This window comes from Pseudomonas sp. IT-P4, assembly GCF_949767755.1.
Taxonomy (GTDB): Bacteria; Pseudomonadota; Gammaproteobacteria; order Pseudomonadales; family Pseudomonadaceae; genus Aquipseudomonas; species Aquipseudomonas monachiensis.
Genome location: NZ_CATKPX010000023.1, coordinates 263,502 through 278,065, shown reverse-complemented (window position 1 = coordinate 278,065; position 14,564 = coordinate 263,502). Strand labels below are relative to the sequence as shown.

Sequence of the window (14,564 nt, the reverse complement as noted above, 5' to 3'; positions counted from 1 at the left end):
GCCAAGCCCCGCCGGACGGGCGGTCCGTTGCATAGGCAAGCTGCCGGGTGGCCGGTATACTCCGGCGCAATTAATGCATTTTCAAGGATTTCGCCATGAAGCGCCTGATCTCTTCCCTTGCTGCGCTCCTCGCGGTTGCCTGCCTTGTGTCGGCCTGCGGTCAAAAAGGCCCGCTGTACCTGCCCGATGAAGACCAGGACCCTGTCGAGCAAGCCAAGTCGTCGCAGCAGCAGCCTGCCTCCAAAGCACACAAGCACGACGTCTACCAATAATAAGGGAACCTCATGGACGCTTTTAACTACCGTGACGGTGAACTGTTCGCGGAAGGTGTTGCCCTGTCTGCCATCGCCGAACGCTTTGGTACACCGACCTACGTTTACTCGCGCGCGCACATCGAAGCCCAATACCTGGCTTACGCCGATGCACTGGCCGGCATGCCGCACCTGGTGTGCTTTGCTGTAAAGGCCAACTCCAACCTAGGCGTACTGAATGTCCTGGCGCGCCTGGGCGCCGGTTTCGACATCGTCTCCCGTGGCGAACTGGAACGTGTACTGGCCGCTGGCGGCAGCGCCGACAAGATCGTGTTCTCCGGTGTCGGCAAGACCCGTGACGACATGCGTCGCGCCCTGGAAGTCGGCGTGCACTGCTTCAACGTCGAATCCACCGACGAGCTGGAACGCCTGCAAGTGGTCGCCGCCGAACTGGGCGTTCGCGCGCCGGTTTCGCTGCGCGTGAACCCGGACGTCGATGCCGGTACCCACCCGTACATCTCCACCGGACTCAAAGAGAACAAGTTCGGCATCGCCATCGCCGACGCCGAAGATGTGTACGTGCGTGCCGCGCAGCTGCCGAACCTGGAAGTGGTCGGCGTCGATTGCCACATCGGCTCGCAACTGACCACCCTGCCACCGTTCATCGACGCTCTCGACCGCCTGCTGGGCCTGGTCGACCGCCTTGGCGATTGCGGCATCTACCTGCGCCACATCGATCTCGGTGGTGGCCTGGGCGTGCGATACAAGGACGAGGAGCCGCCACTGGCTGCCGACTACATCAAGGCCGTGCGCGAGCGCCTCGACGGCCGTGACTTGGCGCTGGTGTTCGAACCGGGCCGCTTCATCGTCGCCAACGCCGGTGTATTGCTGACCCAGGTCGAATACCTCAAGCACACCGAGCACAAAGACTTCGCCATCGTCGACGCGGCCATGAACGACCTGATCCGCCCGGCGCTGTACCAGGCCTGGATGGACGTCACTGCCGTGCGCCCGCGCACCTCCGCTGCCCGCGCCTACGACATCGTCGGCCCGATCTGCGAGACCGGCGACTTCCTGGCCAAGGACCGTCAGCTGGCGCTGGAAGAAGGTGACCTGCTGGCCGTGCATTCGGCCGGTGCCTACGGGTTTGTCATGAGCTCCAACTACAACACCCGCGGCCGTACCGCAGAAGTGTTGGTGGACGGTGATCAGGCATTTGAAGTGCGTCGCCGTGAAACGGTAGCCGAGTTGTTTGCTGGCGAAAGCCTGCTGCCGGAGTAAAACCATGCTGCTGCGTTTTACCAAGATGCACGGCCTGGGCAATGATTTCATGGTCCTCGACCTGGTCAGCCAGCACGCGCACATCCTGCCCAAGCATGCCAAGCAATGGGGCGACCGGCACACCGGCATCGGTTTCGACCAATTGCTGATCGTCGAGGCGCCGAGCAACCCGGACGTGGATTTCCGCTATCGGATCTTCAACTCCGACGGTTCCGAAGTGGAACAATGCGGCAACGGTGCGCGCTGTTTCGCCCGCTTCGTGCTCGACAAGCGCCTGACCGCAAAGCGGCTGATTCGCGTCGAGACCAAAAGCGGCGTCATCGAGCTCGACGTGCGTAACGATGGCCAGATCAGCGTCAACATGGGCGCCCCGCGCCTGGTGCCGGCGGATATTCCGTTCCAGGCACCGGAGCAGGCCACGAGTTATCAGGTCGACGTCGACGGCACCCCGGTCGATCTGGCTGCTGTGTCCATGGGCAACCCCCATGCCGTGCTGCGGGTCAGCGATATCAACAACGCGCCGGTGCATGAACTGGGGCCGAAAATCGAACATCACCCGCGCTTCCCGGCACGGGTCAATGTCGGTTTTCTCCAGGTCATCGACCGGAGCCGCGCGCAGTTGCGAGTCTGGGAGCGTGGAGCCGGGGAAACCCAGGCTTGCGGAACCGGCGCCTGCGCCGCCGCAGTGGCCGCGATCAGCCAGGGGTGGATGGATTCGCCGCTATTGATCGACCTGCCTGGCGGGCGCTTGTCCATAGAGTGGGCAGGCCCTGGCCAACCGGTGATGATGACCGGCCCGGCAGTGCGCGTATATGAAGGACAAGTGCGTCTTTGAGTGAGCGAAACCTATGACCGACAAGCCTCAGGTACCCGCGCGACAAGCTGACGAATCACCGGCCGAAAGCCTGGAGGCGGCGGCTATTGCCGCTTACCTGGAGGCTCATCCGGACTTCTTCGTCGAGCACGAAGAGCTGCTCCCGTCCCTGCGTATTCCCCATCGTCGCGGTGATACCGTGTCGCTGGTGGAGCGTCAGATGACCATCCTGCGCGACCGCAACATTGAACTGCGTCATCGCCTGTCGCATTTGATGGACGTGGCCCGGGACAACGACCGATTGTTCGAAAAGACCCGTCGCCTGATCCTGGCGCTGATGGACGCCGCCAGCCTGGAAGATGTGGTGATGTGCGTCGAAGACAGCCTGCGCCAGGAATTCCAGGTGCCCTTCGTCAGCCTCATCCTGCTCGGCGACAACGCCATGCCGGTGGGCCGCTGGGTCACTCACGCGGAAGCCCAGGTGGCCATCGGCGGTTTGCTCTCGGAAGACAAAAGTGTCAGTGGCAGCCTGCGCGAGCATGAGCTGGACTTCCTGTTCGGCGAAGAACAGCGCAAGCAGATCGGCTCCACCGCGGTCGTTGCCATCAGCCATCAAGGCATCCACGGCATCCTGGCCATCGCCAGCCGTGATCCGCAACACTACAAAAGCTCGGTGGGCACTTTGTTCCTGAGCTACATCGCTGAAGTCATGGGTCGCGTGCTGCCACGGGTCAACAACTCCCTGCGCTCGGTACGCTGAACATGGAACGACAACTGGACGCTTACTGCGAACACCTGCGCAGTGAGCGGCAGGTGTCGCCACACACGCTGTCGGCCTACCGCCGCGACCTCGATAAAGTGCTGGGCTGGTGCATCAAACAGAACATCGGCAGCTGGACGGCGCTGGACATCCAGCGCCTGCGCAGCCTGGTTGCCCGCCTGCATGCCCAAGGCCACTCGTCCCGTAGCCTGGCGCGATTGCTGTCAGCCGTTCGCGGGCTCTATCACTACCTGAACCGTGAAGGCCTGTGCGACCACGATCCAGCCAATGGCCTCGCGCCGCCCAAAGGCGAACGCCGCCTGCCGAAAACCCTCGATACCGACCGCGCCCTGCAACTGCTGGAAGGTGGTGTGGAGGACGACTTTCTCGCACGCCGGGACCAGGCGATTCTGGAACTGTTCTACTCCTCGGGGCTGCGCCTGTCGGAGCTGACCGGACTCAATCTCGATCAGCTCGACCTGGCCGACGGCATGGTCCAGGTGCTCGGCAAGGGCAGCAAGACCCGACTGTTGCCGGTGGGTAAAAAGGCTCGCGAAGCACTGGAACAATGGTTGCCGCTGCGGGCGATGGCCAACCCGGCAGACGATGCGGTGTTTGTCAGCCAGCAAGGCCGCCGCCTCGGCCCCCGGGCGATCCAGGTGCGGGTCAAGGCTGCCGGCGAGCGCGAACTGGGGCAGAACCTGCACCCGCACATGTTGCGGCACTCCTTCGCCAGCCATTTGCTGGAATCCTCCCAGGACCTGCGCGCAGTACAGGAACTGCTCGGCCACTCGGACATCAAGACTACGCAGATCTACACCCACCTGGACTTCCAGCACCTGGCCACGGTCTACGACAACGCCCACCCAAGGGCCAAACGCATTAAGGGCGACGATTCATGAGCATTCAGTTGATCACCTTCGACCTCGACGACACCTTGTGGGACACCGCCCCCGTCATCGTCAGCGCCGAAGCCGTTTTGCGTGAATGGCTGACCGAGTACGCACCCAACCTTGGGGCGGTGCCGGTGGAGCATCTGTGGACCATTCGTGAGCGCGTGTTGAGCAACGAGCCTGGCCTCAAGCACCGCATCAGCGCATTGCGTCGGCGGGTGCTGTTCCATGCACTCGAAGAGTCTGGCTACACCCATGCAGAAGCCTCGGATCTGGCGGACAAGAGCTTTGAAGTGTTCCTGCATGCCCGGCATCAGATCGAAGTGTTTCCAGAGGTCGAACCGACCCTGGAAATTCTCGCCAACCATTACGCTCTCGGCGTGATCACCAATGGCAACGCCGATGTGCGTCGGCTGGGCCTGGCGGATTACTTCAAGTTTGCGTTGTGCGCCGAAGACATCGGCATCGCCAAACCCGATGCGCGATTGTTTCAGGAGGCCTTGCAGCGCGGTGGCGCGACTGCTGAAACGGCGGTGCACATTGGCGATCATCCGGGCGATGACATTGCCGGTGCGCAGCAGGCGGGAATGCGGGCAATCTGGTTCAACCCGGCGGGCAAGGTCTGGGAAGCCGAACGGTTGCCGGATGCGGAGATTCGCAGCCTGACCGATTTGCCGGCGCTGTTGGCGCGGTGGAACAAGGCCTCAGCCTGACACAGAACCAATGTGGGATCGCCGCACCGCCGCTCCCACAGGGATCACCACAGGTTTCATTTTTTTGTTTCAGGCATGAAAAAGCCCGCAGCGACGGCGGGCTTTTTCAGCAAGCGGGTAGCAGGCTCAGATAGGCCGGCTGCCGTACTTGTTGTCCGGTTTCTTGGGCGGATCGGCGACCACATTGGCCTCCACTTCCTGCACCTTGCCACCCTTGGCCAAAAACTCCTCCATGGCCCGCGCGAGAGCATCGCGTTCCTTGTTCTTGGCTTCGACGCTTGGCAATTCATCGACCGATACCGCTGCCTTGGCCTTGCCTTTGGCAGCCGGAACCGGCGCATCACCGCCGTCGTCTTCAGCGACGTCTTCCGCCGCTGCTTCCAGACCTTCTTCGGTTTCGTCGTCGTCGCCTACTTCGAGGTCGTCGTTTTCCAGATCATCGTCGCTCATGTTCTACCTCATGACTTGCGAAAAGCAGATTAGTTATAGCCCAGCTTTGCCCTCTGTCGAAGGCAGCAGGAAAAAATTCAACAGCCGCTGCTGACCAGCGGCTATGCCTCTTCACCATGTACGGTGGCGAGGACTTTACGGGCACCGCCATGATCACGGTGCTCGCCCAGATAAACGCCTTGCCAGGTCCCCAACGCCAGCTGGCCTGCCGAAATCGGCAAACTGAGCTGACAGCCAAGCACGCTGGCCTTGAAGTGCGCCGGGAGGTCGTCCAGGCCTTCGTCGTTATGCTCATAGCCGTCTGTTCCTTGTGGGATCAGACGATTGAAAAATCGTTCGAAGTCGCGACGTACCGCCGGATCGGCGTTCTCGTTGATGGTCAACGACGCCGAGGTATGCTGCAGCAACAAATGCAACAGACCGACCCGACACGCCTTGAGTTCAGGCAGGCCGGCGAGTAACTCGTCCGTTACCAGATGAAAGCCCCGGGGCCTCGCCCGCAAGGTAATCAGAGTCTGTTGCCACATACAGTTCTCCGCACGTTCGGGGCGCATTCTAGCGCGCTCTGGGAAAAAACAAAGGCCCTAATATTCCTTCAATCCTGTAAGCCTTTGGCTGCACAAAAACACCCGACGTAAACATCGTAAAACCTGTAGGAAAAAACCTTTCAGCCCAGCCTTCAACGACAAATTCCAGACAAAAAAATGCCCGGCAAGCCGGGCAGTTTTTTTAGCGCTTGCTTACAAGTTGTAGCCGCGTTCGTTGTGAAGCGCCAGATCGATGCCGACCGCCTCTTCTTCTTCGTTGATACGCAAGCCCATGACCGCATCCAGCACCTTGAGGATGATGTATGTAGCGATCGCGGTGTAGATCACCGTGAAGCCCACGCCTTTGCACTGAATCCACACTTGCGCGGCAATGTCGGTCACGGTGCCGAAGCCGCCCAGGGACGGAGCAGCGAACACACCGGTCAGGATTGCGCCGAGGATACCGCCGATACCGTGCACACCGAAGGCGTCCAGGGAGTCGTCATAGCCGAGCTTGCGCTTGAGGGTGGTGGCGCAGAAGAAGCACACCACGCCAGCCGCCAGACCGATTACCAGCGCGCCCATCGGGCCGACAGTGCCGGCAGCCGGGGTGATTGCCACCAGACCGGCAACCACGCCCGAAGCGATGCCCAGTGCGCTAGGCTTGCCGTGGGTGAGCCACTCGGCAAACATCCAGCCCAGTGCGGCAGCGGCGGTAGCAATCTGAGTTACCAGCATCGCCATGCCGGCGGTGCCATTGGCCGCAGCGGCGGAACCGGCGTTGAAACCGAACCAGCCAACCCACAGCATGGCCGCGCCCATCAGGGTGTAACCGAGGTTGTGCGGAGCCATCGGCGTGGTCGGGAAGCCCTTGCGCTTGCCCAGCACCAGGCAGGCAACCAGACCAGCCACACCGGCGTTGATGTGCACCACTGTGCCACCGGCGAAATCGAGCACGCCCCAGTCCCACATCAGGCCGCCGTTGCCGGACCAGACCATGTGCGCGATCGGCGCATACACCAGGGTGAACCAGATGCCCATGAACACCAGCATCGCGGAGAACTTCATCCGCTCGGCGAACGCACCGACGATCAGCGCCGGGGTGATGATCGCGAAGGTCATCTGGAAGGTGACGAATACCGCCTCAGGGAACAGCGCCGCAGGGCCGGTCAGGCTGGCTGGCGTGATGCCGGCGAGGAATGCCTTGCCCATGCCGCCGAAGAACGAGTTGAAGTTGACGACGCCCTGCTCCATGCCCGTGGTGTCGAACGCGATGCTGTAGCCATAAATGACCCACAGGACGCTGATCAGACCGGTAATGGCGAAGCACTGCATCATCACGGAAAGAATGTTTTTCGACCGAACCATGCCGCCGTAGAACAGCGCGAGGCCGGGAATGGTCATGAACAGCACCAAGGCCGTCGAGGTCATCATCCAGGCGGTGTCGCCGGAGTTGAGGACTGGGGCCGCCACTTCGTCTGCCGCCAGAGCAAGGCTGGGCATTACGATGGACAACAGGGCTCCTAGCCCTGCGAATTTACGCAGAGTCATATTGTTTTCTCCTGGGGCGTTGGGTTTGTGGCGGCTTAGATTGCGTCGGTATCGGTTTCGCCGGTACGGATGCGAATCGCCTGTTCCAGATTGACCACGAAGATCTTGCCGTCACCGATCTTGCCGGTGTTGGCAGCCTTGGTGATGGCCTCGATTACCCGGTCCAGATCCTTGTCGTCGATGGCGACGTCGATCTTCACCTTGGGCAGGAAATCGACCACGTATTCCGCGCCGCGATACAGCTCGGTGTGACCCTTCTGCCGACCAAAGCCTTTGACTTCAGTGACGGTAATGCCCTGCACGCCGATCTCGGACAGCGACTCGCGTACGTCGTCCAGCTTGAACGGCTTGATGATGGCAGTGACTAGCTTCATGAAAACTCTCTCCCGAATTGGTGGACTTGCCCCAGGAAAACAAACCCGACTCAAGTCTAAGCGCAGTGCCTGGCTTTGTAACGCATCGTCGGCCCTGACCTGCCCGTCCGACGCTCCTCACGAAACACTCCCCCGCTTCGCTTGGCGCACTGCGTTCGTCACAGTGACTGCATCAGTGCATGGGTCACCAGCATCTAAGCAGAAACCTTGCCATCTCCACAAAACTCATAGTTTTCAATCTTTTGCCGGCAGATGTCCGCCATATCGCAACAACACTCGCCGGGTTACGCACAACAACGGTGCGGCACCGTCCGTCCCAATGCGCGAAAAGTGTGCATCCCTTGCCCGCGCAAATGACTATAGACACTGCGTGATACACTGCCCGTCATTGTTTCCAGGACATTGCCCATGCTCGCGCCAAAAGACTTCCTCGACGCCCTCACCGGCACCGCCTCCCGCCTCTTCAGCGGCGATACGCCTCTGCCGAAAGCTGAAATCGAAAGCCAGTTCAAAATGCTGCTGCAGAGCGGCTTCAGCAAACTGGATCTGGTGAGCCGGGAAGAATTCGATAGCCAGATGGTCGTGCTGGCACGCACGCGGGCTCGGCTGGAGAGCCTTGAGGCGAAGGTGGCGGAGCTGGAAGCGAAGCTGAATCCGCCGACTGAATAAATTCTGATGTGAAATGCAGTCCCCCTGTGGGAGCGAGCCTGCTCGCGATTGAAGGTCGGCACGACCTTGCACTTCACCTGTAGGAGCTGCCGCAGGCTGTGATCTTTTGATCGCAAGCCCCGCAACAATCCCGGCAACGTCCTACAAACATCACACCGCCGTCCGATTGCGCCGCAGATCTCCGGTTCCTAAGCTCACCCTCAGCTGAATGTTCAGCACTGGGTTTGGCGACCCGGAAGCTAAAGGAGCATGACGACCATCGACGCAAGTCATGGCGGTTGTGCGTGGGAGATCTCCGGGTCTGCCGGGTTCCTTTTGCTCCGGTTCGCCAACCCGCGTACAACTGCCACCCAATTGTTTGGCGACAATTGCCGGCAGCCCTTAAGCAAAAGGAGCTGTATCAATGAATCGAGATGATGCTTACCTGATTCCGCAAGTCTTCACCCGCCACAAACTCCACCTCCACGCCCTCCTGATACAAAACCAACCCTGGTTCAGCGCCCGCGACCTAGGGCGACTGCTACGCATCTACCTCAACGACCGCCAAGTCCGAAAACTCGACCCCGACCAATACCAAACAGCCAAAACCCTCATCCACGGACATATCGAAAACACCCTGCTGGTCAGCGAATCCGGCGTCTACGCATTACTGGTCTACCACTACTGCCCCGAGTACCGAGCTCTGCGTGAATGGCTCACCCACGAAGTTGTTCCCGCCCTGCGAGATGCCCAATACCCCACCACAACCGAACGCCCGCAACTGAGCCTGCTCAACTGGCCGGAAATGTCGTTGAGCCTGCTGCACTGGAACAACCAGCCGTGGATTCGGTTGCAGGATGTGCCGCAGATGATGACAGAGCAGGAGCAGGCAAGACGCCCGGTAAAACCGTGGTGGAAGCGGGCTTCACTCGTCTTGCAGTCGCTTTGAATATTTAACGTTCAACCACGCTCGATCTGGGCCGAGCGCAACTCGTAGGTCGATTGCAGATTCAGCCAGAACTCGGGCGTGGTGTTCAGGTTGATGGATAGCTTTTGCGCCAGACCAACACTGACACCGCTCCGCTGATTCACAACATCGCTTATTTCCGCCTCCGGGTCGTTCAACGAGCGAGCCAGAGCATCGGTTGTAACGCCCAGTGGCTTCAAAAACTCCTCACTGAGAATTTCGCCAGGATGAATCGGGCGCATCCCATTCCTGTTCATTCACGCCTCCTAAGGCTGCATTCAGCGAGATCATAAGCAGCAACCTTCATCCGGCAAGACCATCCACGCTCTTTCACCGACGTCCTTCATCTTTCTCGGCAGGGTCCTACAAAAAGCGGCGCTCCGGCCTGATTTATCAGTCCTCACCCTTTTCTTTACGCTTTTCGCCTTGTTACTCGATAGACGCCAGCAATGAGAAGAAAAGGAAAAGGCACCGAACTTCGAAACCAGACTTACAAATCAGATGCACGAAAGCTCGCATATAAAATGTTCGTCAAGGACTGTAAATCTCGGGCCAGGAAACTCAACACCGAGGCGGTTAGGTTCGACCCAATAACTCCAGCTGCGATTACTGCCTGCCTCCCGTGGTTGGAAGCTGCACTCTTCCCATGGGAAAGCGTGTCGAACTGGAAGTGCAAAGATGCCAAGGGACTGGATTTGGCCATCTGGTACGAACAGAAACTATGTGGTCTGTGTTATGCCACTCCGCGTAAAAGCGCTATTTGCATAAAGATCATTCTTTTGCAGGGTCACCCAGACAGGTCTCATCCTCTTCGTGGCTTGATCGCTCCGATGGCACTGCTGGCTACAGATACCTATGCACGAATGCTGGGGTGCAAAGAAATAGAGATTCAGGATCCTGGCCCAAATGTCGTCCCCTACTACCAGAACCTCGGATTCAGCTTCGACCAGAACAATCGACTTGTCATTTACCTGGACGATTAATAGTATCGATCTCACTCCAAGGCACAGGAGGTGTCCATGATTCAAAGAAAGCGAAAAGCCAAGCTTTTACTCATTATTCAATATCATGCTGAAGCACTTCGGCTAGGCGGCAAGATTTCAGCCAATCAACAACGATTTCTTGATGTCGCTGCGGCTCACGGCAAAGACCTTGAACCTCCGGGCTTACTTGCCGGTAAAAGAGTCTGAAACTGTTTACCAAAGAACCGCTTGAATGGCGGTTTTTTGCTGCCCGCCCGTCCGGCGATAGCTCGCAACATCCTGCGAAAATTCACCTTCCCTGACACCACGCGAAATGCTCATCTCCTGACTACCCTTGAAAAACCGCAGGAAGCGGCTCCCCGTAATTTCAAGGAACGACCATGTCCCTCTCCATCGTCCACAGCCGCGCCCAGGTGGGCGTGGAAGCGCCTGCCGTTACCGTAGAAGTTCATCTGGCCAACGGCTTGCCGTCGTTGACGATGGTCGGTCTACCTGAAGCCGCAGTGAAGGAAAGCAAAGACCGGGTGCGCAGTGCGATCATCAATTCGGGGCTGCAGTTTCCTGCGCGTCGGATCACGCTGAATCTGGCGCCCGCTGATTTGCCCAAGGATGGCGGGCGATTCGATCTGGCGATTGCCCTGGGGATTCTCTCGGCCAGTGTGCAGGTGCCGACGCTGACGCTGGATGACGTGGAGTGCCTGGGGGAGTTGGCGCTTTCCGGTGCAGTGCGGCCGGTCCGTGGAGTGCTGCCGGCGGCATTGGCGGCGCGCAAGGCCGGGCGCTGGTTGATGGTGCCGCAGGCGAATGCCGAAGAGGCCTGCCTGGCGTCAGGGTTGAAGGTCATCGCAGTGGACCATCTGCTGCAGGCGGTGGCGCATTTCAATGGGCACACACCCATCGAGCCTTACGCCTCCAATGGTTTGCTCTACGCCAGCAAACCCTATCCCGACTTGAATGAAGTCCAGGGGCAAATGGCAGCCAAACGCGCACTGCTGATTGCAGCGGCGGGTGCGCATAACCTGCTGTTCAGCGGGCCACCGGGTACAGGCAAGACGCTATTGGCGAGCCGATTGCCAGGGCTGCTGCCACCCCTGGCCGAGAGCGAAGCACTGGAAGTCGCAGCAATTCAATCCGTCGCCAGTTGTGTACCACTGAGCCACTGGCCACAGCGCCCCTTCCGACAGCCACACCACTCCGCCTCAGGACCGGCACTGGTGGGCGGTGGCTCGAAACCGCAACCGGGCGAAATCACCCTCGCTCACCATGGCGTGCTGTTCCTCGATGAACTCCCGGAATTTGATCGCAAGGTATTGGAGGTGTTGAGAGAGCCACTGGAATCCGGCCACATCGTGATTTCTCGCGCCAAGGACCGCGTACGCTTTCCGGCGCGCTTTCAACTGGTCGCCGCGATGAATCCCTGCCCCTGTGGATATCTTGGCGAACCGAGTGGCCGTTGTTCCTGTACGCCCGACATGGTTCAGCGCTATCGCAACAAACTGTCGGGGCCACTGCTGGATCGTATTGATCTGCACCTGACGGTTGCTCGCGAAGCCACGGCATTGAATCCTGCGTTAAAACCCGGCGACGACACTGCCACCGCCGCCGGGTTGGTTGCCGATGCACGCGAACGGCAACAAAAGCGCCAAGGCTGTGCCAATGCCTTTCTCGACTTGCCGGGCCTGCGCAGACACTGCAAGTTATCCACAACAGACGAAACCTGGCTGGAGACGGCGTGTGAACGACTGACCTTGTCACTGCGAGCGGCCCATCGACTGCTCAAAGTAGCGCGCACTCTTGCGGACCTTGAACAAGTCGATGAAATCAGACGCGAGCACTTGGCCGAAGCACTGCAATATCGGCCAACAAGCCAGTAGCTCAAATTTGTAAGCGTTTTTCCGGCCAATAAGCGGCTTTTCGCAAAGACGGCGAAAATCAACCCTTGGTAAGGTCAACCAACGGCGTCTGCCGCACCTCAGTCTCCCGCCCACCTTGAATCTCGCTGACCTGCTTCAACGCCTTATCCACAGCGGTCTTATCCGCCAGCAAGCCGTAGCTGATGCGGAACTGTTTCTGCTCCTTCGGCCCAATGATTGGCACCAGGTTCAGTGGCCGCTGATACCGGCGGTTGTAGGAAAAACTCGTGCCTGGCTCCAGTCCCGTGACATAGCCCTGCCCTTGGGTATCGGTGTTTTTCCACAGGGAGAACACGGGCAGTGTTTGAGTGTTGAAACCAACCGAGACGCCCAGGCTGCCGGCCTTGTTATGCAGGACGGTCAATGTATCGCCCTTGGCATCGGCGTAAGGCACTACGTTGTAAACCGTTTCGTCGTAGTCCTTGGTCGGTCCGCGATAGGTTTGCCAGTCCGGCAAATCGCTTTTGGCTTTATCGTTGAACGGCGACACCTGTTTCACCGGCGCAGCGAAGCGGGCGCCTTGCTCCAGGAATGGGGTGCTGAAGTTACTGTGATACAGCGCCTGGTATTCCTTCGGATAGTCGCCGTTGTTGGTCAGGGTGTCGTTGAGGGCGAACGCTACGCTGCCGGGCTCGGTGACCAGTTCGGTCGCGACCGAGAAGTCGACTTTCTTGAAAGCCTGCTCTTTCAGCTCGCCGCGCAGGCTGATGGCGTACGGCGGTTTTTCATCAATGTGCAAGGTGACTTTGTTGGCCGGGATATTGGCAGCGCGACCGTGCAGGGTCAGCAGTTCGCCGTTGTCGATGCCGGGGTGGCCGACCCACTCGTAACCGCAGCGGGTGACCAGCTCATTGAAGCCTTCCAGCCAGCCCAGGCCACCACGGCCGTTGAGCTCGATGAAGGACGGATTGACCACTTCCTTGACTGGTGAATCCCAACCCATGCGCACGTTACCGACCGAGGCCTGCAGGACGTTCATGCCACGAGTTGGAACTACCGAAAGCTTCATCGTGCCGTTATCGATGTCGACGATGCTGACGCCTTCCTGCCGACCGCCGTGCAAGGTGCGCAGGGTCACGCTGAAAGGTTTATCGGTTTTTATGCCGAGTTGCTGGCTGGTGACTTGCCAGTTCTGGGCGGCCTTGTCGGTGTCGAGCAGGACGTAATCCCAGGCTAGTGCTTGGGAGGCAGCGGACAGTGCGCTAAGGGCAACGACGAGTTTGAGTGGGGTCATGGCAATCGCCTTTGTTGGAGTTGTGCCATTTTTATAAACTTGATGAAACGTTTCAGCAAGAACATAAGTCGAGAAAATGCCAAGAAAGACAATTGATACGTAGATGGGGGGGCAAACGGAATTGAGTCGATGCCATCGATTCAGCCAAGGCGTTCGACATCCGGTAACTCCATGGCCCGGACCTCGCCTTGCAGGAAATCGCTGAGGCGACGCAAACGCTCGCCGCCAGGGCGGGTTTTCGGCCAGACCAGGTAATAATTCTCACCACTGGCGACGGCGGTCGGCCAAGGTAAACTCAGGCGTCCCTGGGCTACATCTTCCGCCACCATCAGCAGATCGCCCATGGACACGCCATAGCCCCGCGCGGCGGCGATCATGCCCAGCTCCAGGGTATCGAATACCTGTCCGCCCTTGAGCGACACCTCATCGGCCAGCCCCATGCGCTCCAGCCAGTTGCGCCAGTCGCGGCGGTCCGGAGTCGGATGCAGCAGCTCAGTACTGGCCAGACGCGCAACGTCCCACGGTTGATCCTTCAGAAGATTTGGCGCGCCCACGGGAATCAACTCTTCGGGGAACAGGAAAGTCGCTTCCCAGTCCGGTGGAAAATGCCCGTTGCTGAGTATGACGGCGCAGTCGAAAGGTTCATGGTTGAAATCCACCGAATCGACGTCCATCCACGCGCTGGTCAATTGCACTTCGTTGCCCGGCTGCAGATGACGGAAGCGACTGAGGCGCGCCAGCAACCAGCGCATGGTCAGGGTCGAGGGAGCTTTCATGCGCAGGATGTCGTCTTCGGCGCGCAAGGTATTGCAGGCCCGCTCCAGGGCGGTGAAGCCTTCGCGAATGCCCGGCAACAACAAACGGGCCGACTCGGTCAGTTGCAGGTTGCGGCCACTGCGGTGAAACAAGCGGCAGGCAAAATGCTCTTCGAGCGTACGAATATGCCGACTGACTGCACTTTGGGTAATCGACAGTTCTTCGGCCGCACGGGTAAACGAGCTGTGTCGCGCCGCCGCTTCGAATGCGCGCAGAGCATACAAGGGAGGAAGACGACGGGACATTGGGAAAGCTCCTACTGCGGGGTTCGCCCACCCTAGCAGAAACTCTCCAGCATGAGTTTGAATCATGCTATCCATCCTTTTTATCCCTTTGTGCAAACCCCGCAAAGCGCCGAGAATCGGTTCTTTCCTGTTCCCTTTGATAAT

General features: G+C 59.3%; 18 protein-coding genes. 11 read left to right on the top strand and 7 right to left on the bottom strand.

The window, feature by feature from the left end:
- Positions 1 to 95 precede the first annotated feature (95 nt).
- Genes lptM through ACM6IT_RS07795 form a run of 6 tightly spaced genes read left to right on the top strand, consistent with a single transcriptional unit; the run spans position 96 to position 4,712 of the window.
- Positions 96 to 272 (top strand): LPS translocon maturation chaperone LptM, encoded by a 177-nt coding sequence (gene lptM, locus ACM6IT_RS07820; RefSeq protein WP_007980804.1) that lies wholly within the window; start codon positions 96 to 98, stop codon positions 270 to 272.
- Between the two features lie 12 nt (positions 273 to 284).
- The gene (gene lysA, locus ACM6IT_RS07815) at positions 285 to 1,532 is read left to right on the top strand and encodes a diaminopimelate decarboxylase (RefSeq protein WP_414913530.1); all 1,248 of its coding nucleotides are present in this window, start codon (positions 285 to 287) and stop codon (positions 1,530 to 1,532) included.
- Between the two features lie 4 nt (positions 1,533 to 1,536).
- Positions 1,537 to 2,367 (top strand): diaminopimelate epimerase, encoded by an 831-nt coding sequence (gene dapF / locus ACM6IT_RS07810; RefSeq protein WP_056726357.1) that lies wholly within the window; start codon positions 1,537 to 1,539, stop codon positions 2,365 to 2,367.
- Positions 2,368 to 2,380: 13 nt separating this feature from the next.
- Positions 2,381 to 3,106 carry a DUF484 family protein gene (locus ACM6IT_RS07805; protein ID WP_414913531.1) on the top strand — a complete coding sequence of 242 codons (726 nt, stop codon included), beginning with the start codon at positions 2,381 to 2,383 and terminating at the stop codon, positions 3,104 to 3,106.
- A 2-nt stretch (positions 3,107 to 3,108) separates the two neighbouring features.
- The gene (gene xerC, locus ACM6IT_RS07800) at positions 3,109 to 4,008 is read left to right on the top strand and encodes a tyrosine recombinase XerC (protein ID WP_414913532.1); all 900 of its coding nucleotides are present in this window, start codon (positions 3,109 to 3,111) and stop codon (positions 4,006 to 4,008) included.
- Positions 4,005 to 4,712, top strand: a complete 708-nt coding sequence (locus ACM6IT_RS07795; RefSeq protein ID WP_056726354.1) for an HAD family hydrolase — start codon at positions 4,005 to 4,007, stop codon at positions 4,710 to 4,712. Before xerC ends, ACM6IT_RS07795 begins: the two co-directional genes overlap by 4 nt.
- Positions 4,713 to 4,838: 126 nt before the next feature.
- Here ACM6IT_RS07795 and sutA read toward each other — a convergent pair whose 3' ends face one another.
- The 4 genes from sutA to glnK form a co-directional block, all read right to left on the bottom strand.
- Complete coding sequence (gene sutA, locus ACM6IT_RS07790) at positions 4,839 to 5,162, bottom strand: transcriptional regulator SutA (protein ID WP_046038997.1); 324 nt, start codon at positions 5,160 to 5,162, stop codon at positions 4,839 to 4,841.
- A gap of 101 nt (positions 5,163 to 5,263) precedes the next feature.
- Positions 5,264 to 5,689, bottom strand: coding sequence for a secondary thiamine-phosphate synthase enzyme YjbQ (locus ACM6IT_RS07785; protein ID WP_056726352.1), 426 nt, complete (start codon positions 5,687 to 5,689; stop codon positions 5,264 to 5,266).
- Between the two features lie 213 nt (positions 5,690 to 5,902).
- Positions 5,903 to 7,240: an ammonium transporter gene (locus ACM6IT_RS07780; protein WP_056726351.1), complete on the bottom strand. Its 1,338-nt coding sequence runs from the start codon at positions 7,238 to 7,240 to the stop codon at positions 5,903 to 5,905.
- A 35-nt stretch (positions 7,241 to 7,275) separates the two neighbouring features.
- Positions 7,276 to 7,614, bottom strand: coding sequence for a P-II family nitrogen regulator (gene glnK, locus ACM6IT_RS07775; RefSeq protein WP_002555808.1), 339 nt, complete (start codon positions 7,612 to 7,614; stop codon positions 7,276 to 7,278).
- A gap of 408 nt (positions 7,615 to 8,022) precedes the next feature.
- Here glnK and ACM6IT_RS07770 point away from each other — a divergent pair, with 408 nt between their 5' ends.
- Entirely contained in the window at positions 8,023 to 8,283 is a 261-nt protein-coding gene (locus tag ACM6IT_RS07770) for an accessory factor UbiK family protein (protein ID WP_046038993.1), read from the top strand.
- 403 nt (positions 8,284 to 8,686) lie between these two features.
- Positions 8,687 to 9,211, top strand: a complete 525-nt coding sequence (locus ACM6IT_RS07765) for a Bro-N domain-containing protein (RefSeq protein ID WP_056726350.1) — start codon at positions 8,687 to 8,689, stop codon at positions 9,209 to 9,211.
- 11 nt (positions 9,212 to 9,222) lie between these two features.
- Here the strand turns inward: ACM6IT_RS07765 and ACM6IT_RS07760 are convergent, their stop codons facing one another.
- Complete coding sequence (locus tag ACM6IT_RS07760) at positions 9,223 to 9,486, bottom strand: HigA family addiction module antitoxin (RefSeq protein WP_056726349.1); 264 nt, start codon at positions 9,484 to 9,486, stop codon at positions 9,223 to 9,225.
- A 192-nt stretch (positions 9,487 to 9,678) separates the two neighbouring features.
- Between ACM6IT_RS07760 and ACM6IT_RS07755 the strand changes: the two genes are divergently transcribed.
- The 3 genes from ACM6IT_RS07755 (at position 9,679) to ACM6IT_RS07745 (ending at position 12,086) form a co-directional block, all read left to right on the top strand.
- A complete protein-coding gene (locus ACM6IT_RS07755; protein WP_056726348.1) occupies positions 9,679 to 10,212 on the top strand; it encodes a hypothetical protein in 534 nt (177 codons plus the stop codon).
- A 36-nt stretch (positions 10,213 to 10,248) separates the two neighbouring features.
- A complete protein-coding gene (locus ACM6IT_RS07750; protein ID WP_177336484.1) occupies positions 10,249 to 10,419 on the top strand; it encodes a hypothetical protein in 171 nt (56 codons plus the stop codon).
- A 173-nt stretch (positions 10,420 to 10,592) separates the two neighbouring features.
- Positions 10,593 to 12,086: a YifB family Mg chelatase-like AAA ATPase gene (locus tag ACM6IT_RS07745; RefSeq protein ID WP_056726347.1), complete on the top strand. Its 1,494-nt coding sequence runs from the start codon at positions 10,593 to 10,595 to the stop codon at positions 12,084 to 12,086.
- 58 nt (positions 12,087 to 12,144) lie between these two features.
- On the opposite strand, the gene ACM6IT_RS07740 is transcribed toward ACM6IT_RS07745, so the two are convergent.
- Together ACM6IT_RS07740 and ACM6IT_RS07735 are read right to left on the bottom strand one after the other, a co-directional pair.
- A complete protein-coding gene (locus tag ACM6IT_RS07740; RefSeq protein WP_414913536.1) occupies positions 12,145 to 13,359 on the bottom strand; it encodes an aldose 1-epimerase family protein in 1,215 nt (404 codons plus the stop codon).
- Positions 13,360 to 13,499: 140 nt separating this feature from the next.
- Positions 13,500 to 14,420 carry a LysR substrate-binding domain-containing protein gene (locus ACM6IT_RS07735; RefSeq protein WP_414913537.1) on the bottom strand — a complete coding sequence of 307 codons (921 nt, stop codon included), beginning with the start codon at positions 14,418 to 14,420 and terminating at the stop codon, positions 13,500 to 13,502.
- Between the last annotated feature and the right edge of the window lie 144 nt (positions 14,421 to 14,564).